Source organism: Streptomyces siamensis (assembly GCF_039543605.1).
GTDB classification, from domain to species: domain Bacteria; phylum Actinomycetota; class Actinomycetes; order Streptomycetales; family Streptomycetaceae; genus Streptomyces; species Streptomyces siamensis.
In genome coordinates this window covers 838,260-860,456 of sequence record NZ_BAABKB010000002.1, presented here as the reverse complement: position 1 = coordinate 860,456, position 22,197 = coordinate 838,260, and the positions used below count along the sequence as shown (strand labels likewise).

Sequence of the window (22,197 nt, the reverse complement as noted above, 5' to 3'; positions counted from 1 at the left end):
CGAACGGGACCGTAGATAGGAAGCGCTTTCGCGTCAATGGTTTGCGCAGAACTCGGGTGACGGGAGAGAAACTCGGCAGGCCGGGGTTCGGTCCGGCCGGACGTCAGGGGGTCCGACGGGCGGAGGTCCGACGGGACGTCGGAGGATCCGGGAGGGGACGTCGGAAAGCGCTGCCGGGCGTCAGCGGACCGGACTCGACGAACGACGTCTCGGGGCACGGCCCCGGGCGACGCCGACGGCCTGGACGAGCTGGAAGCAGCAGGTCTCCGACACCGAGGTGACCTCGGTGTCGGAGACCTGGTCGTGCTCCTGCCGCGCCTGCTCCACCGTCGCCCGGTCTCCCAGGCCGATCAGCAGACCGCGAGATCGTCAGATCTCACTGCCTGCCGCCCGGGGCGCAGACCTGTGCGTCAGTGGGCGAAAGGTGCCTGCGCCAGCCCCTTTCCGGCGCCGGGGACGACGAGCACCGAGCCGGAGAGCGGGTGCGGGGCGTCCAGGTCCGTGCGGGCCGTGGTGATGTAGAGGTCCGTCAGGCCGGGGCCGCCGAACGCGCAGGCGGTGGGGCGGCGGACGGGCAGGACGATCACCCGGTCGAGGGTCCCGTCGGGGGCGTAGCGGTGGACCGCCCCGCCGTCCCAGAGGGCCACCCAGACGCAGCCCTCGGCGTCGACGGTGAGACCGTCCGGGAAGCCGTCCTCGACGGCCGCCAACTGCCGCCTGTCGTACGGCAGTCCGTCCGCGTCCACGTCGAAGACGTCGATGCGCCGGGTCGGCGAGTCGATGTAGTACATCAGCCGGCCGTCCGGGCTCCAGCCCGTGCCGTTGCTGACGGCGACGTCGTCGAGCACCGTGCGCACGGCACCGTCCGGGGTGATCCGGGACAACGTGCCGCCGCGCGGCGCCTCGTCGTAGCGCATGGTGCCGAACCACAGCGAGCCGTCGGGAGCGACCGCCGCGTCGTTCGCGCGGCGGCCGGGGACGGGCTCCCGGTGCAGCCAGCGGAAGGCCTCCCCCGAGCCGGGCGGGCCGTAGAGCCCGACGCCGTCACGGAGGTTGACGACCAGGCCGCCGCCGGCGCGCGGCTTGGCCGCGCCCACGTGCTGCTCGGTGGTCATGACCGTGCGGCGCCCGGAGGCCGGGGCGTAGGTGTGCACCCGGGACCCGAGGATGTCGACCCAGACGAGCCGCTGGGCGTCCGGGTCCCAGGTGGGGCCCTCGCCCAGGGCGGCGTCCGCGCGGACCGCGACCTCGGCGGCGCTCATCCGATGCTCCGGTGGCCGAGCCGCTCGGACAGCTCGGCGGCGCCCTTCGCGGCGAGCTGCTCCAGCTCGCCGCGACGCTCGTCGCTCCAGCGGATCATCGGTACGGAGATGGAGAGCGCGGCGACGACCTGTCCCGTGCGGTCGCGGACGGGGGCGGCGACGCAGCTGACGTCCGGGTTGGACTCGCGGCTCTCCACCGCGATGCCGCGCCGGCGGATCTCGGCGAGGGCCGTGCGCAGGGCGGCGGGCTCGGTGATGCTGTTGGGCGTCATCGCGACGAGTTCGGCGTCGTCGGGAATGCGCGAGGTCAGCTCCGGCTCGGAGAGCGAGGCGAGCAGCATCTTGCCCACGGAGGTGCAGTGCGCGGGCAGCCGGCGCCCGGCCGCCGACACCATGCGCACGGCGTGCGTGGAGTCGACCTTCGCGATGTAGATGACGTCGGTGCCTTCGAGGATGGCCACGTGCACCGTCTCGTCGCAGGTCTCGGCGACGGAACGGGCCACCTGCTGCCCCTCGGCGGCCAGGTCGAGCTGCTCGGCGTAGCGGCTGCCGAGCTGGTACGGGCGCACACCGAGCCGATAGCGTCCCGGCTGCCCGGGCACCTGGACGATGTACGAACGCGCGGCGAGCGTGGTGACGAGCTCGTGCACGGTGGTGCGGGGCAGCTGTAGTTTGCGCACGATGTCGGGGGCGGAAAGAGTCCCGTCCCCGTCGAGGAAGAGCTCCAGTATGTCCAGAGCCCGGGTCACGGCAGGTACGAGGCGTCCCACGACCGACCCCTCCCTATGTTCGAAATTTCAACAGACGATCGGCATGACGAACACAGGCTAGTCACAGTGGGCTTGACCGGGCAATGGCCGGTGCGGGGGCAGGACACCGATGCCTGGCCATGGCCGGTGCGGGGCACGACGCCGATGCCGGGCCATGACCGGTGCGGCGGCACGACGCCGACACCGGCCCGCGGCGTGATCGGCCGGCCCGAGGGCGGCGTCGCGTGAGCAACCCTTCAGGCCGATACGCCTAGCGGCGGGCTCGGGGGTCACCGAGTTCGCCGCGCAGGCGCTGGGCCCGCAGCACCAGCTCCAGCTCGAAGCGCCGGTCCGGGTCGTCGATCTCGTCGCCCCACAGTTCCCTGATCTGGCGCAGGCGGTAGCGGACCGTCTGCGGGTGGACGCCGAGGCGGGCGGCGACCTCCGGGGCTCCGCCGCGGGTCTCCAGCCAGGCCAGCAGTGTCTCGGCGAGGCGGCGTCCGTGGGTGGGCCCGCAGTGCTCCAGTGGGGCGAGGCACCGGAGCGCCAGGTCGTCGATGAGTTCCTCGGGCTGGAGCAGGACCAGCGCCTCGGTGTGCTCCGTGCAGTGCAGAACCCCTCCGGCGGGCAGCAGCCCCCGCTCCATGAGCCGTACGGCGGCCTCCGCCCAGCGCAACGACTTCGCCGCCTCGGCCAGCGGCACCGGCGGCCCGATCGCGCCGGCCCAGCCGGTCAGCGCCCGGTCCAGCAGCTCCGGCCGGCCGGCGGCGTCGGGCTCGGGCACCACCATGCGGGGCTGCTCGTACTCCATGTCGAGCAGCACGCTCTGCCCCACGGCGGGCGCGACGGCCTCCCTGGCCGGACGCAGCAGCACCCCCACGGCGACCCGGTCGGGCAGGGGCCAGCCGACACGGGCCGCGCGTTCGACGAGCGCCTCGGCCGGGTCGCCCCGGTGATGGTGCTCGGAGAACAGCAGCTCCATCAGGCGCCGCTGGAGGCGCAGCCGCTCCCCCGCCTGCCGCGCCGCGGCCTCGGCATAGCCCCGCACGGACTGGTCCACCAGGCCGTCCAGGTACTCGTATCCCGCGTCGACGAGTTCGTACATCGCCGGTGGCGGGATGTCGACGCGCTGCCCGATCTCGGCGAACCGCCGCCAGGCGAGCCTGACCCCCAGCCGGTAGATCGCCTGGAGCGAGTCGAGAGTACGGCCGTGCAGGCCCTCGCCCCGGCCGAACTCCTGGAACACCTCCGGGGGGACGCGAGGCCTGCCCTCGGCCGCCTCCAGCTGCTGCACGAAGACCTCGATGGCGCGCCGGATGCCTACGAGGGCCATCGGCTCGCCGGAGTCGTCCAGCACGAGCGGCAGATGCGGGTACTCGCGGCGGATCTCGCGCAGGATCTCCTCGGCGAGCGCGGGCGCCTCGGCCATGGCGATCGCCGCGAACCGGCGCACCTGGAGCCGGGGAACATCACGCCATGCCGAGCGCACGGTGAGGGGCCCCGGGCGTATCTGCACCACGCGCTCCGCCTCCGGCGCACCCCTGCGGCCCGGCACGGTCAGCGCTCCTGGCCGGCGTGCTCATAGGTGATCAACGGGGTGTTGGGCTGGTCGGGCGTCGCGTCGAGCAGCGCGACGATCCCCAGCGCGGCACCCACCGCCAGCAGGGCGGCGGCGACAACGGTCAGCGCGGCGGCGAGCAGTCTGGACATCGCAGGGTCAGCCTCTCTGTCGGAGGTCGTCCCCACCCGGACCCGTGCGGCCACCGGTCGAGTGGCCCCACGGTCACTACCCACGCCGGCCCCGTCCGGCAGAGCCAGTCTCGACAATGCATTGACACTCCGTCAAGGGTGCGCCTACGGTTCCCGGCCCATACCGCACGTGCACTTTCCCTCCTGGTGTCGACGCACCCGTATCGCCTCGAACCACCCGATACCCCTCGTGCGTCGAGCCTCCTCACGCCCCTGGAGTGCCCGGATGCGCCGCAAGGTCTCACCCCTCTCGCTGATCCTCCTGGGTCTCGGCACCTTCCTGCTCGTGCTGGCCCCGATGCTCGCCTGGTACGTGGAACCACGCGCCGCCGTGAACCCGATCGACATCGACACGACCGCCGTCTACACCGGCACCGGCAGCGTCTTCGACGTGGACGAGGCCAAGACCGTGGCCGACCGGAGGATCACCGTCACCCAGCAGGTGCGCGGCGACGTCGCCGACAGCGAGCGCAGCGGCAAGGCGGTCTGGGACGTGACGACCACGGTCGACACGGACAAGTCGCTGCCGGCGGCGGACCCGCACGACGCGCTGGAGTTCGTGCCGGGCCGCTGGGTGACCGACCGCCGGACGAACGCTCCCGCGCACTGCTGCAAGGAGCACCCGTACTTCGAGGGCGAGGCCTATCTCAAGTTCCCCTTCGACGTACAGAAACGCGCCTACCGCTGGTGGGACAACTCCCTCGGCGCGACGGTCACGCTGCACTACCGGGGCACCAAGAAGATCCGCGGGTACGAGGGCTACCGGTTCACCGGAACGGTCCCGGCCACCCGGACCGGGACCCGGCAGGTGCCGGGCGCGCTGGTCGGGGAGCCCGAGCGCAGCCAGGTGCTCGCCGAGGAGTGGTACGCCAACCATCTGATCGAGCTGGTCGTCGACCAGCGCACCGGCCGGGTGATCTACGCGCAGGTCGGCCCGCGCCGGACGCTGCGCGCTCCCGGCGGCGAGAAGGACGCGGCGGTGCTCCTCGACAGCCGGAAGCTGGCGTTCGACACGGCGACGCAGAAGGACCAGGTGAAGCAGGCGAAGAGCGAGAGCGGCCAACTGCGCATGGTGGGGCAGACGGTGCCGATCGGTGCCGGTGTGCTGGGATTCGTCCTCGCCGCCGTGGGGGCCGTTTTGGTGGTACGCGGGCGATCTGGTCACGATACGCCCGACTCTTCCGACCCTTCTCTCACGATGTGATGTTCCGTCAGCTCCACAAAGGCCGGAAATTGTCACCCCGGTGAGTAGCCGCGGGGAACGGCTGGGCGAAAACTGTCCACCCCACCCGAGCACAGCCCACCCACATCCCCGTTACAGCGAACTCCCACATCCCCCACAGTTCGTCGGATCGTGCGCGTCGTCCGCAGGAGGAATTGCGGAGGACGCGTCACCGGACCGGAAGGTGTGAATCCGCACCGAGCCCCACCCCCCACGCTGAGTTCCGCACCCTGAGACGAGTTGGAGCACCCATGCCCCAGCACGTGCCCTCCCCGCTGCGCGCCGCGTTCCCGCGCTCCGCGCAGTACCCCCCGGCGCTCCCCCCACATCCGCGCCGGATCGTCTTCCTCGCCCGCCGCGACCTCGGCAATCCGGCGGCGGGCGGCTCCGAACTCCTGGTCGACCGGCTCGCCGGAGGACTGACCCGGCTCGGCCATCAGGTCACACTGCTGTGCGGCGGCCCGGCCGCCTACCGCGACTACCGGGTCGTGTCCGCGGGCGGCGATCTCGGCCATTTCCTGCGCGCACGGCCCGCGTTGCACCGCCAGGTCGGCGACTGCGACCTGCTGGTGGAGGTGTGCAACGGCCTGCCCTATCTGGCTCCGCTGTGGCATCGCGGGCCCACCCTGTGCCTGGTCAACCACGTCCACACCGACCTGTGGAGAATGCGCTTCGGCGGACCGCTGGCCCCTGCCGCCCGGCTCGGGCGAAGACTCGAACACTGGGCCCTGGCCGGTGCGCAGCGCGGCGGTCTGCTGGTCGCCGTCTCCCCGTCGACCGCACACGCCCTGCGCGCGATCGGCGTCGAGCGGGACCGCATCCGGGTCGTGCACAACGGTGTCGAGGAGCCGGGGCCGCGCGCCCTGCGCTCGCCGGAACCACTGTTCGTGGCGATGGGCCGGCTCGTCGAGTACAAACGGATCGATCTGCTGCTGCGGCTGTGGGAGCGGGTGCGCCCGGTCACCGGCGGCCGGCTGGTGATCGTCGGCGACGGGCCCGAGCGGGAGCGTCTCGAACAACTCGCCGGTCCCCAGGTGGAGTTCACCGGCCATGTCTCGGAGACGGAGAAGCACCGGCTGCTGTGCGCGGCGTGGCTGCTGCTCCACCCGTCCGCCGTCGAGGGCTGGGGCCTGGTGGTCACCGAGGCCGCCGCCCGCGAGACCCCGGCGATCGCCTTCGACGTGCCCGGGCTGCGGGACTCCGTCGTCGACGGCGAGACGGGCCTGCTGGCGCGCGGCGAGTCCTCCTTCGCCGCGGCCTGGTGCACCCTCGCGCTGTCCACGGAGCGTCGCACCCTGATGGGCAGGGCGGCCCGCGACCACGCGGCCCGCTACCGCTGGAACCACACGGTCCGCCAGTTCGGAGCGGTGGCCGCGGAGGCGGTGAGGGGCTGGACACCATGACGTCCCCCTGGACCGGGCCCGACGCACGGGCGGCCGGTGCGGCGCACGCCCCGGCCGCCGCGCAGGACGCAGAGGCCGTCGGGGCGCCGCACGCCGCGGTCAGCCCGGGGAAAGCCGTACCCGGGGCGGTACCGGGCGATGACGCCGGGGGCCGACGAGCGGAGGACGTCGGGGCCGGCGGGGTCGGTGGAGGTGTCGAGCGCACCCGGGGCACCGGGTTCAAGGACCCGTCGTTGCGGCGCTCCCTCGCGCTCTTCCGGGCGTTTCTGCAGGAGCAGGAGGACCCCGAGTCCTGCTACACGCTGCTCGCCCGGGACGCCGCGAACCAGGTCGAGGCGTACGGCCCCGTGGAGGGCCGCGTCGTCGTCGACGTCGGTGGCGGCAGCGGGTACTTCACCGAGGAGTTCCGGCGGCGCGGCGCCCACGCCTATCTGTTCGAGCCGGACGTCAGGGAGCTGGGGCCCGCGCCCGCCGGCTCGACGGTCGTCGCGGACGGCTATCTGCTGCCGCTGGCGGACGGTGTCGCCGACGTCTGCTTCTCCTCCAACGTGCTGGAGCACGTGGCCGACCCGCAGACGTTCCTGAGCGAGCTGGTCCGGGTGACCCGCCCGGGCGGCCTGATCTATGTGTCGTTCACGAACTGGCTGTCCCCGTGGGGCGGTCACGAGTGGGCGCCCTGGCACTACCTCGGCGCCGAGCGGGCCCGCGCCCGCTACCGGCGCCGAACCGGAAGGGACGCCAAGCACGCCCTCGGCGAGAACCTCTTCGCCGTGCACATCGGCAGCACCCTGCGGCAGGTGCGCGCCCGCGACGACGTCGAGGTCGTCACGGCCCGCTCCCGCTACTGGCCGTTCCTCGCGTCGGCCGTCGCGAAGACTCCCGGACTGCGCGAGTTCGCCACCTGGAACCTCCTCCTCATCCTCCGGCGGTGTCCACCATGACGAGCACGGTCCAGGCTCCTCCCCCGGCAGCCGTCCGCCCCGCCACGACCGCGGCGGGCCCCCCGCAGGGGCCGCGCTCGCGCCGCTGGCTGCTGGGTTTCTGGGCCGTGGTGTTCGTCCTCTTCCTGGCCGTGCATCCCGGACGGGCGACGTTCGACACCAAGCTCGGCGTGGCACTCGACCCATGGCAGTTCCTGTCCGACCTGGGCCAGTTGTGGCACGACCGGGGCGGCTTCGGCGGCCTCCAGGACCAGTACGTCGGCTACGCGTGGCCGATGCTGCCGTTCTACGGTCTGTGCAGGCTGATCCACCTGCCCGTGTGGCTCGCGGAGCGGCTGTGGCTGTCGATCGTGGTGTCCGTCGCCTTCTGGGGCGCGCTGCGGCTGGCGGAACGACTGCGCGTGGGCAGCGCCGCCTCCCGGCTGCTCGCCGCCGTCGCGTACGCGCTGTGGCCGGTCTTCACCGTCGTCGTCGGCTCGACCTCCGCGGCGGCACTGCCGGGCGCCTTCCTTCCCTGGGTGCTGCTGCCGCTCGCCGACGAGCGGTACACCGCCCGGATCGCGGCCCTGCGCTCGGCGCTCGTCGTCCCCTTCATGGGCGGGGTGAACGCGGCGTCGACCCTGGCGTCGCTGCTCCCCGCAGGGCTGTACCTGCTGTCCCGCCCGCGCGGGCCCCGGCAGCGCAAACTGATCGCCTGGTGGGTGCCGGGCGTGATCCTGGCGACGGCCTGGTGGTGGATCGCCCTGCTGGTGCTCGGCGTCTACGGCGAGAACTTCCTTCCCTACGTGGAGACTTCGGCGACGACGACCGCCACCATGTCGGCGACCGAGTCGCTGCGCGGCGCGGGCAACTGGGTGGCCTACCTGAACTTCGGGGAGGCCTGGCTGCCGGCCGGCTGGACCGTCGCGTCCTCCGTGGTCGTGATCGTCTGCTCGGCGCTCGCGGCCGGTCTGGGCCTGGCCGGACTGGCCAGACGGGACATGCCCGAGCGGCGCTGGCTGGTGCTGACCGTGCTCACGGTCGCGCTCGTCACCCTCGCCGGGTACGGCGGCTCGTTCGGCGCGCCGTTCCACGGGGTGGTCCAGGACTGGCTGAACGGCTGGCTCGTCCCCTTCCGCAACATCTACAAGTTCCAGACGGGGCTCGCCCTCGCGCTCGTCCTGGGCCTCGCCCATCTGGTCGCGGTCGCGGCCGAGACGCGCGGCGCCCGCCCGGTGCGCGGCCGGCGCTTCGCCCCGCTGATCGCCGCGGTGCTGGTGCTGCCCGGGCTCGCCTGGCCGTACCTCAACGGGTCGATCCTGCAGCCCGGTTCGTTCCAGGAGCTGCCCAGGTACTGGCAGACCACGGCCGACTGGCTGGAGAAGTACTCGCCGGACTCCCGCGCCCTCGTCGTGCCCGCCACCGCGCACGGCATCTACACCTGGGGCTCGCCGATCGACGAGCCCCTGGACGTGCTCGCCGACTCCCGCTGGGCCGAGCGCGACTACGTGCCCTTCGGCACCCCGGGCAACCGGCGCGCCATGGACGCGGTCGAGCAGGCGCTGACGACCGGCGGCCGAGTCCCCGGCCTCGCGGACTACTTGAGCCGCGCCGGCCTCTACTACGTCGTCGTACGCAACGACCTGGACCCCGACCAGCTCGGGTACGTGCCCACCGCCACCGTGCGGCGCACCCTGGAGCAGTCCGGGTACCGGCGGGTGACCGGGTTCGGTCCGGTCACGACCGGCGGGCGGATCGCGAACGACACGCCCCTCCAGGTGGAGGGTCTCTACCCGCGCGAGCGGGCCGTGGAGATCTACGAACCCGCCGACCGGGACGTGCCGCGGCCCGGCCAGGCCGGACTGAAACCCATCGCCGACACCGCTGTCGTCTCGGGCGGCCCCGAGGCACTGCTGCCGCTGGCCGCCGACCCGGCGGCACGGGGCCGGGCAGCCGTGCTGACCGGCGACAACCACCCCGGTCTCGGCACCCCGCAGGTCCAGGTGGTGGGCGACGGGCTGCGGCGCGCCGACACCCGGTTCGGCCTGGTCGACGCCAACACCTCGTACACGTACACGCGCGACCAGCGCAACGACAGCGACAGCGTGCAGGACGCGGGGAAGAAGCCGCACCAGATCCTGCCGACGAAGGGCATCGAGCACCAGACGGTCGCACAGCTGCGCGGCGCCCGCTCGGTGACCGCGTCCTCGACCGGCAACTGGCTGTTCCACCTTCCGCAGTACGACCCCGTGAACGCCTTCGACGGCAACCCCGACACGGCCTGGGCCGAGGGTGCGGCGGGCTCGGCGGACGGGCAGTGGCTGCGGATCCGCTTCGAGGGGTCCGTGGACGTGCCCTCGTCGTTCGAGGTGACACCGCTGCCGCAGGACGGCGTGCGCGCGGCCGCGACGCGGATCCGGGTGGAGACGGAGAAGGGCTCCGTCACCAGCTATCTCCAGCCGAACGGCATGAAGCAGACGGTCGGGGCGCGCCCCGGGTCCACGGGCTGGCTGAAGATCACGATCGTGGACTCGACACGACAGCACGCCGGTCTCACCGGCGCGGGCTTCTCCGAGATCGCCCTCCCGGACGTCCAGGTCACCCGTCTGCTGCGGCTGCCCACGGACGCCTCGGGACCGGACACGTCCGCGGCGTCGGCCGAGGTCGTCTCCCTGCACCGCACCACCGACCCCACCGGGCTCTCCCCCACCGGCACGGAGGCGGGGCTGCACCGCAGTTTCGCCACCTCGACGGCGGGGACGTACGCGATGAAGGCGAGCGCGGTCCCGGTCCCCGGCGCCGAGCTCGACGAGTTGCTCTACGAGGTGGCGCCCGAGCAGCAGAGCCGGATCACCGCGACGGCGGACTCCACCGCGCGGCTCGGCGCCGGTCTGTCCGCGCGCAATCTCACCGACGGCGACCTCACCACCGCGTGGATCGCCGGCGGCAACCCGACGATCCATCTGAGCTGGCCGGACAAGCAGCCGGTCTCGTCCCTCGTGCTGGCCCCGGCGGGCGGTCTGTCGACCCGGCCGGCCAAGGTCGAGATCAGCTCCCCGGACGGAGCGGCCGTCGTCGGCGTCGACGAGAACGGCTGGGCCCGCTTCGACCCCATCACCACCGACCGCCTCGACATCACCGTCACCGAGACCGCTCCGCTGACCGTCCACAACCCGGTCGCCGACGCCGATCTGCAGCTGCCGGTCGGTCTCACGGAGGCGTACATTCCGGCGCTCGACCGGTACCGCACCCCGCAGCCGTCCGGCACCCGCCCGTTCTCGCTCCCGTGCGGGAAGGGCCCGGTCGTCGCGGTCGACGGGAAGCTGTACGAGACCGCCGCCAAGGGCACGGTGCGGGACCTGGTCGAGCGCCGGGCCGTCGAGGTGACGCTCTGCCAGGAGGGGCGCAAGGACACGGCGCTGGACTTCGCCGACGGCTCCCACCGCGTCGAGTCGGGGGACGCCGGGCCGCTGGCGCTCACGGACGTGACGCTGACACGCGGGACGGTGGACGAGGCGGCCGGCGTCGGACGCGAGCTGACGATACGGGACTGGCTGGGCGACCGCCGCACGGTGACGGTCGGCTCCGGCGCGGCCTCGTACCTGACGACGTACGAGAACTACAACGACGGCTGGAAGGCGACGCTGAACGGCCGGGAGCTCACGCCCCTACGGCTCGACGGCTGGCAGCAGGGCTGGCAGATCCCGTCCGGCGCGGGTGGCACGGTCACGCTGTCGTACGAGCCGTCGACGACGTACGAGGCGGGGCTGATCGGCGGCGGCGTCGCCGTGGCCGCCCTCGTGGGCCTCGTGCTGTGGCGGCGTCGCGCACCCAACCCCGACGCACCGCAGCCGGAGGCCCCGCTGCCCGGTCTCTGGTCGGGCCTTGTCGCCCTGACCCTGGTCGGCGTGGTCGTCGCGGGCTTCTTCGCCCTGCTGGTGCCGGCGCTGGCCCTGCTCGCCCGACGGCGGCACGCCCTGCTCGTCCCCATCGCGTTCCTCGCGCTCGCCGGCGCCGGGGTCGCCGCGGCGACGGGCGCCGGATCGCCGGTGTCCGCGGACGGGGGAGCCTTCGGGCCGACCGCCCAACTTCTGGCACTCGTCGGCCTGTTCGCGGGCCTGGTGAGCGTACGGGAGCCGGGGTCCGGCACCGTCGCGGCGGCGCGCCCGACGCAGCCGCCGGCGTCGTCGGAGGCCCCGACGGCACCGCTGCCGCACCGGGTGCGCGGGACGAGCGGCGGCCCGGGGAGCGGAAGTCCGGCCGGTCCGCTGCCCGGAGGCTTCGAGAAGAAGGCGCGGGCCGACGAGCCGGGTGCCGGCTCGGCCGCGGCGGAGCCGGGAACGGCCGCGGGGTCCGCTTCGGGCGGGGAGCGGTCCGGCGCGGCGGAAGGGGGGCGGTCCGGTGCGGGAGGGGAGCGCCGGGTCGCGTCCGGTCCGACCGTCTCCGCCCGGGGGCCGGGGACGGACCGGGCCGAGCCCGACCCGCCGACCGCGCGCATCGCGCTGCGCAAGCCGCGGTTCAGGGTGACACCGCCCGAGGAGCCCGGTCCACGCGCGGGCCAGGACACGAGCTCGGGCACCGACAGCGACACGGACACAGGCCCGAGCACGGGCACGGGGAGGGGCGGCACCCCATGACGGCTGTGGAGCATCCCCCGCGGGACGGCACGGGCGGCCCGGCCCGGCCGCCCGTCCGCGTCCCGTTCCCGGTGGTGGACGAGGTCGCCCGGCACTGCCTCCAGGAGGAGGAACCGGAGACGGTCCACATCGAGGTCCACCTGCCGGGACGGCTCGAACCGGCGCGGCTGAGGGCGGCGTTCGCGGAGGCGCTCCGCCGCCATCCCCGCATCCTGATGCGCGAGGCCCCGCGCCCCTGGTACCGGCGGCGCTACGAGTGGGAGCTGACCCCCGGACCCGACCTGGACGTGGTGGCCTTCCCGCTCCCCAGCCGGGACGCGCTGCGCGACGCGCGGACCCGGGCGCTGCTGACGGCGCCGCCGCTGACCGCCTCCCCGCCGATCCGGCTGGAGGTGGTCGAGGGCGCGGGCCCGGCGATCGGCAGCGAGGCGACCGACGCGGTCGGCCGGACGGACGCGGCCCTCCGCACGTGGGCGGCCGTCCCCACGGGGACGGCCGGCGGTCCCGCGGCGGGAGGCGGCCCCGCGCCGGGCGACGGTGCCGGCGCCCAGGCCCGCGACACCGGGGCCCGCTCGGACGGCGACGGGAGCGGCGTCTCCGTCCGCGCCGCCGCGACGGGCACCGGCGGCACAGCGACCGGCGCGGGCAGCGACGACGCCGGCCGCGGTCCCGACGCCACCGCGGGCCCCGGCGCCGGGGCGGGAGACGGCGCCGGGGCGGGAGACGGCAGCCCCGATGCCGGCGGCAACCGCACCGGTGCGGCGGCCGGCGCCGGCGCCGGCGGTGGGCGGCCGGAAGGCAAGGGCACCGTCCTGTTCCTCACCATCAACCACACCGCCCTGGACGGCCCCGCCTGTCTGCGCATCCTGGCGACGGCGGCCGAGCTGTACGGCGGCCGGGACAACACCCCGACGGCACCCCCGGTGCGGACACCGGAGGCGCCGGGGGCGGAGGAAGCGGTGGGCCCCTCCACCTGGACCCCGCCCGCCCGGGTCGCCCACGGCACCCCCGAGCCGTCCGCGGGCAACGGCCTGCTCGTCACCGAACTGAGCGTGCCGCGCCGCCCCAAGGGCTCCCCGTACACGGTCAACGACCAGCTCATGGCCGCGACGGTGCTGATGGTCGCCCACTGGAACCGGGAGCACGGCGCCCGGCCCCGCCCACTGCGCGTCACCATGCCGGTCGACGACCGCACGAGGGACGCGGACATGCCGATCGGCAACGGCACACGGCTGGTCGAGGTCACCTTCGCGCCGGACGAGGTGAACGCGGACCGGATGGCCGAGCTGCTGCGCCGCACGGCGAACCGCACCCGTGCGCTGAAGTCCCTCGACCGCCCCCAACTCGGCCACGGCGCGGCCCTGCTGACGGCTCCCGTGGTCCCCGTCGCCTGGCGCGCCGCGGTCACCCGGGGGCTGCGGCGGGCCGCCGGGCCCTGGACGTCGACCGTCCTGCTGAGCAACATCGGCCGCATCCCGTACGCCCTGGACTTCGGCGAGGCCGCAGGCCGCGCCCACGCGGTCTGGTTCTCGGCGCCCGCCCGCATGCCGCGCGGCCTGACCGTCACGACGGCGTCCACGGCGGGCCGTCTGCACCTCGCGCTGCGCTGGTCGCGGACGCTGCTCAGCCACGGCGACGGCGCCCATCTGCGCGACCTCTTCGAGCACTATCTGCACGCCACGGAGCTGAGAGAGGCGAACGGCGCATGACCACGACAGCACCGGCCCCCGGCGGACTGCGCGACTTCTACGAGGACCCCGCCGTCCCCGTCGCCTCCGGGACGCCGCGCAGCCTGCGGCAGGCCCGCATGCTGGCCGCCGCGCTCGGCCCGGCCACGGCGGGCCCGCGGACCGTCCTGGACATCGGCTGCGGGGACGGCACCGCCGCCGCGACCGCGGCCCCGCTGCTCGCCGGGCACCGCCTGGTCGGCGTCGACTGGTCGCAGGACGCGCTCAGACGCGCCCACGCGCGGCTGCCGTACGCGGTCCGCGGCGAACTCGGCGACGGCGGGCTGCCGTTCGCCACCGCGTCGGCCGACGCGGTGCTCTTCAGCGAGGTCGTCGAGCACCTCGCCGACCCGGACACCGCCCTGGACGAGATCCGCCGCGTGCTGCGCCCCGGTGGCCACCTGATGCTCTCCACCCCGAACCTCGCCGCCTGGTACAACCGGGCCCTGCTCCTCGCCGGCGTCCAGCCCGTCTTCTCCGAGGTGAGCCTGCGCGCGATCCACGGCCGCCCGGGCAAGGAGGTCGTGGGCCACCTGCGGCTGTACACGGCCCGCGCGCTGCGGGAGTTCGTGACCGCCTCGGGCTTCGAGGTCGTACGGCTGGCGGGCGCCCCCTTCCACGGCGTACCGCGTCCGCTGCGCCCCCTGGACCGGCTGGCCTGCGCCGCGCCGTCCCTGTCGTCCATCCTGCTCCTGCACGCACGAAGGACGTAGCCCATGTGGTGGGGAGTGGCCGCGGCACTGCTGGCGAACGTCCTGTACAGCACCGGATTCGTCCTGGAGAAGCGCGCGCTGGCGGCCCTGCCCGACGTGGACATCCGCCGCCCCGCCCGGCTGTTGCGGCTGGTGCTGGGCAGCCCGCTGTGGATCGGCGGCTCGCTGGCCCTGGCCGCCGGGTTCGCCGCCCAGCTCGCCGTCTACCGCACGCTGCCGATCGCCGCGGCGCAGGGCATCTTCGTCTCCGGGCTCGTCCTGCTGGTCCTGCTCTCCTCCCGGCTGCTCGGCGAGGAGACCACGGGCCGCGAGCGGTACGCGCTCGGCGCGATCCTCGCCGCCCTGCTGATGGTCGTGCTGTCCCTGAACGAGGACTCCGACACGGTCAGCCACGGCGCCCCCGCCCCACTGATCCTCACGGTCTGCCTGCCGACGCTGTCGCTGGGCGTCTGGCTGTACGGAGCGGCCGAGCGCCGGTCCCGGAACCGGCACCGCATGCCGACCACCGGCGTCGAGTACGGCGTGGCGGTGGGGCTGCTGTACGGGGTGAGTTCGCTGGCCATCAAGGGCGTGTCGAGCCGCCTGACCGCCCACGACCCGGGAGGAGCCGTCCTCGCCCTGCTCCGTTCCCCCTACCCGTACCTGCTCGTGTTCACCGGCGCGTTCGGCCTGGTCATGTCGCAGGCGGCGCTCCAGCGCTGCCGGGCCTCGCTGATCGTGCCGGTCTGCACGACGGTGACCTCGCTGTTCACCGCGGTGCTCGGCACGCTCGCGTTCGGCGAGGCGCTGCCGCACGACCCGGTCAGGCTCGCCCTGCGCCTGGCGGGCACGGCTCTCGCGGTGGCCGTCCTGCTCGCCATGCCCAAGCACGACGAAGCACCCCGACCGCCCATCGGTGCCAAGGAGTTGACACCCCCATGAACCCGGACGACCCGTTGCTGAGGATCCTGGCCTGCCCGCTGGACAAGGGGCCGCTCCACCTGCTCGTACCGGACGAGTCGGTGGCGTCGGAGGAAGCGCTGTACAACCCGAGACTGCGCCGCCGCTACCCGGTCGTCGACGGCATCCCGCAGCTGCTGCCGTCCTCCGGGGTGCAGGTCACCGAGGACGAGCACGAGGAGCTGCTGAAACGCATGGCCCCCTGAACCGGCCGCGGAGCGGTCCGGGTGGGCGACGATGGACCCATGCCGGCCAAACGCCCCACCGCCCCCTTCACCCCGCTCGACTTCCAGCTGGTCCTGCTGCGCCGTATGGCCGACCACAACCCCGGACTCGTCGAGGACGCCCGCCACCGGCTCGGCGTCGGTGTCGCCGACATGCGCGAGGCCAACCGCCGCTGGCAGGCGATGCTGCACGCCCCGCGCTCCCGCTCCGCCCTAGCCCGCTACCGCTCGGTCCTCGGCGAGCCGGAGTCCGTCACCCCGCGCCGGATCGGCGACCTGGACTGCGAGGCCCTGCTGTGGTCGGTCCCCCTCTGGCCCGAGCTGCGCTTCGAGGTCCTCGTCGCGCCGAACGGCGTGGCCTGGAACGAGTGGCTGGTGCGTGCGCCCGGTGCGCCCGGCCCCGAACTGCGCACCGTGGACGACCTTCTCCCCTGGTCCTGCACGGTCGACGAGGCGGCCCGCGCGTTCGCCCCCGTGCGCCCCCTGGAGGGCACGGCGCCGACGCGCTGGGGCCTGGCGTTCACGGCGCCGGACGCGTCGGGGGCCGCGCGGGAGTGCGCGGCGGAGTTCACCTGGGGGCTGCTGCAGCGCGTCGCGGTCAGAGAGCGGCCCTGAGGACCGCCTCCACGACGGCCGGCACCGACCCGGGGTGCAGCCAGAGGAAGAGGTTCGGCTCGATCAGTTCCAGTTCCATGACCCGGGGCTCGCCGTCGTCGCCGTCGACGAGGTCGACACGGGCGTACAGCAGCGCGTCGGGCCCGCCCGGCACGGCGGCCAGCGCCCGCCCGGCCACGGCCAGTTCCGCGGCGGACGGCTCCCAGACCTCCAGCCGGGGGTGCGGGACCTTGTCACCGTCGAAGGGCGTCCCCGGCTCCAGCACGGCCCCCTTCCGGCTGGCGTGCAGCAGCCGTCCGCCGTAGAACTGCAGGGCCCGCTCGCCTCGGACGTCGACACCCTTCAGGTACGGCTGCACCATCGCGGTCAGGCCTTCCGCGTGCATCCGCGCGAGCTGCCGCACGGCCGTCTCCCGCTCCCCGGGCAGATACCGGGCGGCATACCGTGCGCCGGCCCCGGCGGTCGGCTTCACGACGAACTCCGTGTCGCCGGGCAGCTCGACGGGGTCGCCCGGCGCGAGGTACCGGGTGGGCACGACGGGCACCCCCGCCGCCGCGAGGTCGCCGACGTACCGCTTGTCCGAGTTCCACCGCACGACGTCCGCCGGGTTGGCCAGCCGGGTCACCTTCGCGCAGCGCTCGACCCACGCCACGAACTCCGCCAGGCGCCGGCTGTAGTCCCAGGTGGACCGGATGACGACGAGGTCGAAGGCCGCCCAGTCGACCGCGGAGTCGTCCCAGTGGACGACGGCGGCCTCGGCACCGGCCTCCTCCAGGGCGGCCCTGAGGACGGGCAGGTCCCGGTCCGCGCTGGTCTCCCCCTCCTCCGGCCGGTAGGTGGCGAGCGCGATACGGGCGCGGTCGGCTGTGCGGGCCACGGCGGACTCCCTCTTCGTACGACTGGTCCTCGGGGAGGCTAACAACCACCCGGGCGCCCGCCCCAGGCCTTTTGACCTCCCCCTTCGGCGGGGCCGCCGCGGCAGTCGCGGGCCGCTGCCCGGACGGGCCGTCCCGCGCGCGGGAAAGATCGTTCGGAAAACCCTGGCACGGGCCGGAGGGGGCCCGTACGCTCGGTGAGGTGTGAGAACTTGACGCATCAACAGCCGGGAGCCCCTTGGTGAGCCAGTCCCCGCCGACCCTGCGCGAGACGCTCGCACGTCCGCGCGTGAGCCGTGCGGAGCCGGGCCGGTGAGACTGGCCGGAGGCATCCGGAGGCTCGCGGCGGCGCTGCGCTCGCCGGTGGCCGACTCCGAGATGCACGCCCTCGCCGTGCAGCTCAGCCGCGTCCTGCGCGGGCGGATCGACGCCCCCGTCGATGTACGGGAGTTGGCGGAGGCCCTGTGCGCGGAGATGAGCAGACGCCGCGACGGCCGCCCCGTCCAGCTCCGCTTCGAGCGCTTCCCCGACGAGATCGAGGTCACCGGTCTGTGGATGGAGTTCCACGACTTCGACCTCGTCATCGTCGAAGAGCGCGCCGAGGCCGTGCAGCAGCTCGTCATCCTCGGCCACGAGCTGTGGCACATGAAGGAGGGGCACCGCGACCACCACGTCGCCGGCGCCGCGGCCGCCGCGCACGCCCTGTCGGAGCGGCCCGACTGGCACGAGGTCGCGCTCACCGTCGCCGCCCGCAACGGCTCCCACGCGGCGGACGAGGCGCAGGCGGAGGACTTCGGCCTGCATCTCGCGAGCGTCTTCCGCTCCTGGCTGACGGGCCCCCGGAGCAAGGGCGCCGGCGGGCCCGTGGACCCGGTGGGCCGCGCGATCCAGGCCTCCCTGGGCTACCGCGGCCCCCGGGGCTGACCCGCGATGAGCCCCGCCCGCCTCGCCGACGGCCTGTACATCTCCTTCTGGATACCGGCGGCGGTGCTCACCGCCGCGCTCGCGATCAAACTGCCCAGCATCATCAAGCTGTGGAAGGACCCGCTGCTGCGGGCCGTCGGCGGTCTCCTCGTGCTCGCCTGTGCCGTCTTCGTCTTCGCGGCGCCGCCGACCATCGCCCGGGTCAACCGCGCCACCGGCGTCCCGAACTTCTCGGCGCCCCTGGTCTACAGCCTCATCACCGCCTTCTGCGGGTCCTGCCTGCTGCTCATCACCGCCTGGCGCAACGGCATCTCGGACCGTTCCGCGACGACCCGCCGCGCCACCCGGTGGGTGGTGGGCGTCTACTCCTGCGTGGTCGTCGCGCTGTGGGTGCTCTTCGCGTTCGCCGAGGCGCCCGTCGAGCGGGTGCGCGACCTCGACACGTACTACGCCACCACCCCGTACATGCGCGAACTGATCGTGCTCTATCTGCTCGCGCACACCGTGGCCTGCCTGATCAGCTGCCGGCTCATCCGGAACTGGATCCGCGCCGACGGGCTCGACGCCTGGCTGCGCGGCGGCCTCAAACTCCTCGGCGTCGGCTACGCGACGAACCTGGTCTACGACGCCGCCAAGGCCGCGGCGGTCGGCGCCCGGTGGACCGGCCACGACCTGGACTGGCTGAGCACCTCGCTGGCGCCGCCGGTCGCCTGCGTCTCCGCCATCCTCATCGCGGCGGGCTTCATCCTCCCGCACACCGGCCAGTACCTGCACCGCCGTGGCCGCACCCGGCTCAGCCACTGGCGTCTGCGGCCGCTGTACCGGCTCACCCGGAACGCCACCGGAGGCCGTGTCCCCTTCAAACTGCGGGCCACCCCCGAACTGCGCCTCACCCGCCGCGAGACGTTCATCCGGGACGCGTTGCTCCACCTCGCCCGGTACATCGACCAGGACCTGGACCGACGGGCCTACGGTGCGGCCGTGGACCTGGGCCGGGACGCCCGCCGGGCCCGCCCGCTCGCCCACGCCGTGACCATCCAGGCCGCCGTCGACGCCAGGCGCCGCTCGCGCGCGGAGGCCCCCGCACCGCTGGACAGCCCGGACATCGAGGAGCTGCTGGAGGAGATCGAGGCCGTGTCCCGGGCGCTGCGCCGCACCGACGACATCAGGGCGGTCCGCGCGCGCGTGGCCGCGGCGGCACCCGCGCACCTCGGCTGAGGGGTGCCGGGACCGCCCGGCCGTACGGGCTCCCGGCACGGGCCTGGACACGCGCCCCACGTCCCCGGTGCGGCCGGACGGCCGCCCGTGGGCGCGGCGTCATCGTGTAGGAACGGTGGTGACGGTCTCAGGCGGAACGTCCCTACTGGCAAAGGAGCACACGTGTCCTCCCTCTTCCCGGCCCTGGTGGGCGGCTCGGTCGCGGAGCGGTCCGCGCTGCGCTTCGGTGAGCGGTCCCTGACGTACGCGCAGCTCGCCGCCTCGGCCGGCGCCCTGGCCGCGCGGCTGGACGGTGCCGGGAGGGTCGCAGTGTGGGCGACGCCGACCCTGGAGACGGCCGTCGGCGTGGTGGCCGCACTGCTCGCCGGAGTGCCCGCGGTGCCCCTCAACGCGAAGTCCGGGGAAGGTGAACTGGAGCACATCCTGACCGACAGCGCGCCGTCCGCGGTGCTCGCCGCGCCGGGGGACGAACTGCCCGGTCCCGTGCGGGCGTTGCGACGGATCGACGTCGTCGCCGAGCCGGCCGGCGACGGGGCGGTTCCGGCGCTGCCGCCGGAGCCGGCCGGGCCGGCGGACCCCGCGCTCGTCGTGTACACCTCGGGCACCACCGGCCCGCCGAAAGGCGCCGTCATCCCCCGCCGGGCGATCGCTTCCACGCTGGACGCGCTGGCCGACGCCTGGCAGTGGACGGGCGACGACGTGCTCGTGCACGGGCTGCCGCTGTTCCACGTGCACGGGCTGGTCCTCGGCGTCCTGGGGCCGCTGCGGCGCGGCGGCTCCATGCGGCATCTGGGGCGGTTCAGCGCGCAGGGCGTGGTCCGGGAGCTGAACGGCGGGGCGACCATGCTGTTCGGGGTGCCGACGATGTACCACCGGCTGGCCGAGACGCTCGACGCGGATCCGGAGGCCGCCGAGGCCCTCGGCCGGGCACGGCTGCTCGTGTCGGGGTCGGCCGCGTTGCCGGTGCACGACCACGAGCGGATCACGGCGGCCACCGGGCGCCCGGTCGTCGAGCGGTACGGCATGACGGAGACCCTGATGAACACGAGCGTCCGGGCGGACGGAAAGCCGCGGCCCGGGACCGTCGGGGTGCCGCTGCCCGGGGTCGGCCTGCGGCTCGTCGAGGAGGACGGCTCCGTGATCGCGGGGTACGACGCCGACGGCACCCCAACCGGCGCGCACGACGGCGAGAGCGTCGGCGAGATCCAGGTGCGCGGGCCGAACCTGTTCACCGAGTACCTCAACCGGCCCGACGCGACCGCCGCCGCGTACACCGAGGACGGCTGGTTCCGCACCGGCGACATGGCGGTCCTCGACACCGACGGCTCCGTGCGCATCGTCGGCCGCAAGGCCACCGACCTGATCAAGAGCGGCGGCTTCAAGATCGGCGCCGGGGAGATCGAGAACGCGCTGCTCGAACACCCGGGGGTGCGTGAGGCCGCCGTCACCGGGGAGCCGGACGAGGACCTGGGCGAGCGCGTGGTGGCCTGGATCGTGCCCACGGACCCGCAGTCCCCGCCGTCCGCCGACGAGTTGGCCGACCAGGTGGCGCACAGACTGGCCCCCCACAAGCGGCCGCGCGTCGTGCACGTCCTGGAGTCGCTGCCCCGCAACGACATGGGCAAGATCCTGAAGCGGGCGCTGAAGCGTGACTGAGCGGATCCCGGCCCGCGCGGCCGTCGCCCTGCTCACCGACGACTTCGTGCCCTTCCCCGCCCCGAAGGGGGCGCACCCGCCCGACGGTCCGCTGTCCTGGCGGGGATACGACGACGCGCGCGCCCGCGCCCGGGAGCGCACCGGCGAGGAGGAGTCCGTCGTCTGCGGCACCGCGCTCGTCGGTGCCACGCGGGCCGTGCTGGTCTCCTTCGAGTTCGGCTTCCTCGGCGGCTCGCTGGGGGTGCGCACCGGTGACCGGCTGGAGGCGGCGTACACGCACGCCCGCGCGCAGCGGCTGCCCGTCGTCACGCTGGTCGCGACGGGCGGCAGCCGGATGCAGGAGGGCATGCTCGCGCTCACCCAACTCCAGCGGGTGGCACGGCAGTCGGCGCTCACCCGGGAGGCGGGGCTCGCGCAGATCGCCGTCCTGCGGGATCCGACGACGGGCGGCGGCTGGGCCACGCTGGGCGCGGGCGCCGATGTGACGCTGGCGCTGCCGGGCGCCCAGGTGGGCTTCGCGGGCTCCCGGGTCCGGCCGCCCGACGCGGACCCGGCGGCGTACACGGCACAGGCCCAGCTGACGGCGGGCGCGGTGGACGACGTCGTGCCGGCGTCGGAGCTGCGCGGCACGCTCGCGCTCTGGCTCGACCTGCTCACCCGACCCTCCGCCGGGGCCGCGCCGCCGCCCCGGGCGCTGGGCGCGGCCGGGCTGCCCGCCACGGGATGGGACGCGGTGCTCCGGGCCCGTTCCCCGCGGCGGCCGCGCGCCCACGCCTATCTGGACGCGTACTTCACGCACCGGGTCGCGCTCCGCGGGGACCGCTGCGGGGGCACCGACGAGGGCGTGCTGTGCGGTGTCGGCCTGACGCACGACGGACGGTCCGTCGCGTACGCGGCCCAGTGCGGGACCGCGACCCGGCCGGCCGGGTACCGCACCGCCGCCCGGCTGGTCCGTCTCGCGGGCCGGCTCGGCATCCCCGTGCTGACGCTGGTGGACACGCCGGGTGCGGCGAACGACGCGGACGCGGAGCGGCAGGGCGCGGGTGCCGCCATCGCGGATCTGTTCGCCGCGATGGCGACGGCACGGACGCCGGTGACCACGCTGGTGATCGGCGAGGGCGGCTCCGGCGGTGCGCTCGCGCTGGCGGCGCCCGGCAACACCTGGGCCACGCCGGACAGTTACTTCTCCGTCATCGCCCCGGAGCTCGCGGCCGCCATCCTGAAGCGGTCCCCGGACGAGGTGCGCGGCACCGCGGACCAGCTCCGCGTGCGTCCGCAGGATCTGCTGGAGCTCGGTGTGGTCCGCGGCATCGTGGAGAGCGCGGCGGTCTGAGCGGACACGGCGACGCCGGCTCCCCTCCGAG

The 22,197-nt window shown here is 74.4% G+C and carries 19 protein-coding genes; 13 read left to right on the top strand and 6 right to left on the bottom strand.

Annotation, left to right across the window (positions count from 1 at the left end; genetic code table 11):
• Positions 1-180: 180 nt before the first annotated feature.
• The 5 genes from ABEB03_RS06550 to ABEB03_RS06530 form a co-directional block, all read right to left on the bottom strand.
• On the bottom strand, positions 181-327 hold the full coding sequence (locus ABEB03_RS06550; RefSeq protein ID WP_345642616.1) for a hypothetical protein: 147 nt from the start codon (positions 325-327) through the stop codon (positions 181-183).
• Between the two features lie 83 nt (positions 328-410).
• A complete protein-coding gene (locus ABEB03_RS06545; protein WP_345642610.1) occupies positions 411-1,262 on the bottom strand; it encodes an SMP-30/gluconolactonase/LRE family protein in 852 nt (283 codons plus the stop codon).
• Positions 1,259-2,032 carry an IclR family transcriptional regulator gene (locus ABEB03_RS06540; protein WP_345642606.1) on the bottom strand — a complete coding sequence of 258 codons (774 nt, stop codon included), beginning with the start codon at positions 2,030-2,032 and terminating at the stop codon, positions 1,259-1,261. Before ABEB03_RS06540 ends, ABEB03_RS06545 begins: the two co-directional genes overlap by 4 nt.
• A gap of 250 nt (positions 2,033-2,282) precedes the next feature.
• Positions 2,283-3,527 (bottom strand): PucR family transcriptional regulator, encoded by a 1,245-nt coding sequence (locus ABEB03_RS06535; protein WP_345644129.1) that lies wholly within the window; start codon positions 3,525-3,527, stop codon positions 2,283-2,285.
• Positions 3,528-3,568: 41 nt separating this feature from the next.
• Positions 3,569-3,721, bottom strand: coding sequence for a hypothetical protein (locus ABEB03_RS06530; RefSeq protein WP_199791397.1), 153 nt, complete (start codon positions 3,719-3,721; stop codon positions 3,569-3,571).
• Between the two features lie 265 nt (positions 3,722-3,986).
• On the opposite strand from ABEB03_RS06530, the gene ABEB03_RS06525 reads away from it, so the two are divergent.
• From ABEB03_RS06525 to ABEB03_RS06485, 9 genes are all read left to right on the top strand, one after another.
• Positions 3,987-4,964 carry a PorA family protein gene (locus tag ABEB03_RS06525; RefSeq protein ID WP_345642598.1) on the top strand — a complete coding sequence of 326 codons (978 nt, stop codon included), beginning with the start codon at positions 3,987-3,989 and terminating at the stop codon, positions 4,962-4,964.
• A 269-nt stretch (positions 4,965-5,233) separates the two neighbouring features.
• Entirely contained in the window at positions 5,234-6,385 is a 1,152-nt protein-coding gene (locus ABEB03_RS06520) for a glycosyltransferase family 4 protein (protein WP_345642595.1), read from the top strand.
• A 233-nt stretch (positions 6,386-6,618) separates the two neighbouring features.
• The gene (locus tag ABEB03_RS06515; protein WP_345644127.1) at positions 6,619-7,326 is read left to right on the top strand and encodes a class I SAM-dependent methyltransferase; all 708 of its coding nucleotides are present in this window, start codon (positions 6,619-6,621) and stop codon (positions 7,324-7,326) included.
• Positions 7,323-11,942 (top strand): alpha-(1->3)-arabinofuranosyltransferase, encoded by a 4,620-nt coding sequence (locus tag ABEB03_RS06510; protein WP_345644124.1) that lies wholly within the window; start codon positions 7,323-7,325, stop codon positions 11,940-11,942. The genes ABEB03_RS06515 and ABEB03_RS06510 overlap by 4 nt, the downstream gene beginning before the upstream one ends.
• Positions 11,939-13,651 carry a condensation protein gene (locus tag ABEB03_RS06505; RefSeq protein WP_345642592.1) on the top strand — a complete coding sequence of 571 codons (1,713 nt, stop codon included), beginning with the start codon at positions 11,939-11,941 and terminating at the stop codon, positions 13,649-13,651. Before ABEB03_RS06510 ends, ABEB03_RS06505 begins: the two co-directional genes overlap by 4 nt.
• Complete coding sequence (locus tag ABEB03_RS06500) at positions 13,648-14,382, top strand: class I SAM-dependent methyltransferase (RefSeq protein WP_345642589.1); 735 nt, start codon at positions 13,648-13,650, stop codon at positions 14,380-14,382. Before ABEB03_RS06505 ends, ABEB03_RS06500 begins: the two co-directional genes overlap by 4 nt.
• Positions 14,383-14,397: 15 nt before the next feature.
• Positions 14,398-15,303 carry a DMT family transporter gene (locus tag ABEB03_RS06495; RefSeq protein WP_345644122.1) on the top strand — a complete coding sequence of 302 codons (906 nt, stop codon included), beginning with the start codon at positions 14,398-14,400 and terminating at the stop codon, positions 15,301-15,303.
• Complete coding sequence (locus tag ABEB03_RS06490; protein WP_345642586.1) at positions 15,300-15,527, top strand: Trm112 family protein; 228 nt, start codon at positions 15,300-15,302, stop codon at positions 15,525-15,527. The genes ABEB03_RS06495 and ABEB03_RS06490 overlap by 4 nt, the downstream gene beginning before the upstream one ends.
• 39 nt (positions 15,528-15,566) lie before the next feature.
• Positions 15,567-16,160, top strand: a complete 594-nt coding sequence (locus ABEB03_RS06485; protein WP_345642583.1) for a hypothetical protein — start codon at positions 15,567-15,569, stop codon at positions 16,158-16,160.
• On the opposite strand, the gene ABEB03_RS06480 is transcribed toward ABEB03_RS06485, so the two are convergent.
• Positions 16,144-17,037, bottom strand: a complete 894-nt coding sequence (locus ABEB03_RS06480) for an ATP-grasp domain-containing protein (protein ID WP_345642580.1) — start codon at positions 17,035-17,037, stop codon at positions 16,144-16,146. The two genes, ABEB03_RS06485 and ABEB03_RS06480, sit on opposite strands and share 17 nt — an antisense overlap.
• A 310-nt stretch (positions 17,038-17,347) precedes the next feature.
• On the opposite strand from ABEB03_RS06480, the gene ABEB03_RS06475 reads away from it, so the two are divergent.
• The 4 genes from ABEB03_RS06475 to ABEB03_RS06460 all read left to right on the top strand — a co-directional run bounded on the left by ABEB03_RS06475 (position 17,348) and on the right by ABEB03_RS06460 (position 22,166).
• Complete coding sequence (locus ABEB03_RS06475; protein ID WP_345642576.1) at positions 17,348-17,959, top strand: toxin-antitoxin system, toxin component family protein; 612 nt, start codon at positions 17,348-17,350, stop codon at positions 17,957-17,959.
• Positions 17,960-17,965: 6 nt separating this feature from the next.
• A complete protein-coding gene (locus ABEB03_RS06470) occupies positions 17,966-19,177 on the top strand; it encodes an MAB_1171c family putative transporter (protein WP_345642570.1) in 1,212 nt (403 codons plus the stop codon).
• 162 nt (positions 19,178-19,339) lie between these two features.
• Positions 19,340-20,833: an acyl-CoA synthetase gene (locus ABEB03_RS06465; RefSeq protein ID WP_345642565.1), complete on the top strand. Its 1,494-nt coding sequence runs from the start codon at positions 19,340-19,342 to the stop codon at positions 20,831-20,833.
• The gene (locus tag ABEB03_RS06460; protein ID WP_345642562.1) at positions 20,826-22,166 is read left to right on the top strand and encodes a carboxyl transferase domain-containing protein; all 1,341 of its coding nucleotides are present in this window, start codon (positions 20,826-20,828) and stop codon (positions 22,164-22,166) included. The genes ABEB03_RS06465 and ABEB03_RS06460 overlap by 8 nt, the downstream gene beginning before the upstream one ends.
• The last annotated feature ends 31 nt before the right edge of the window (positions 22,167-22,197 follow it).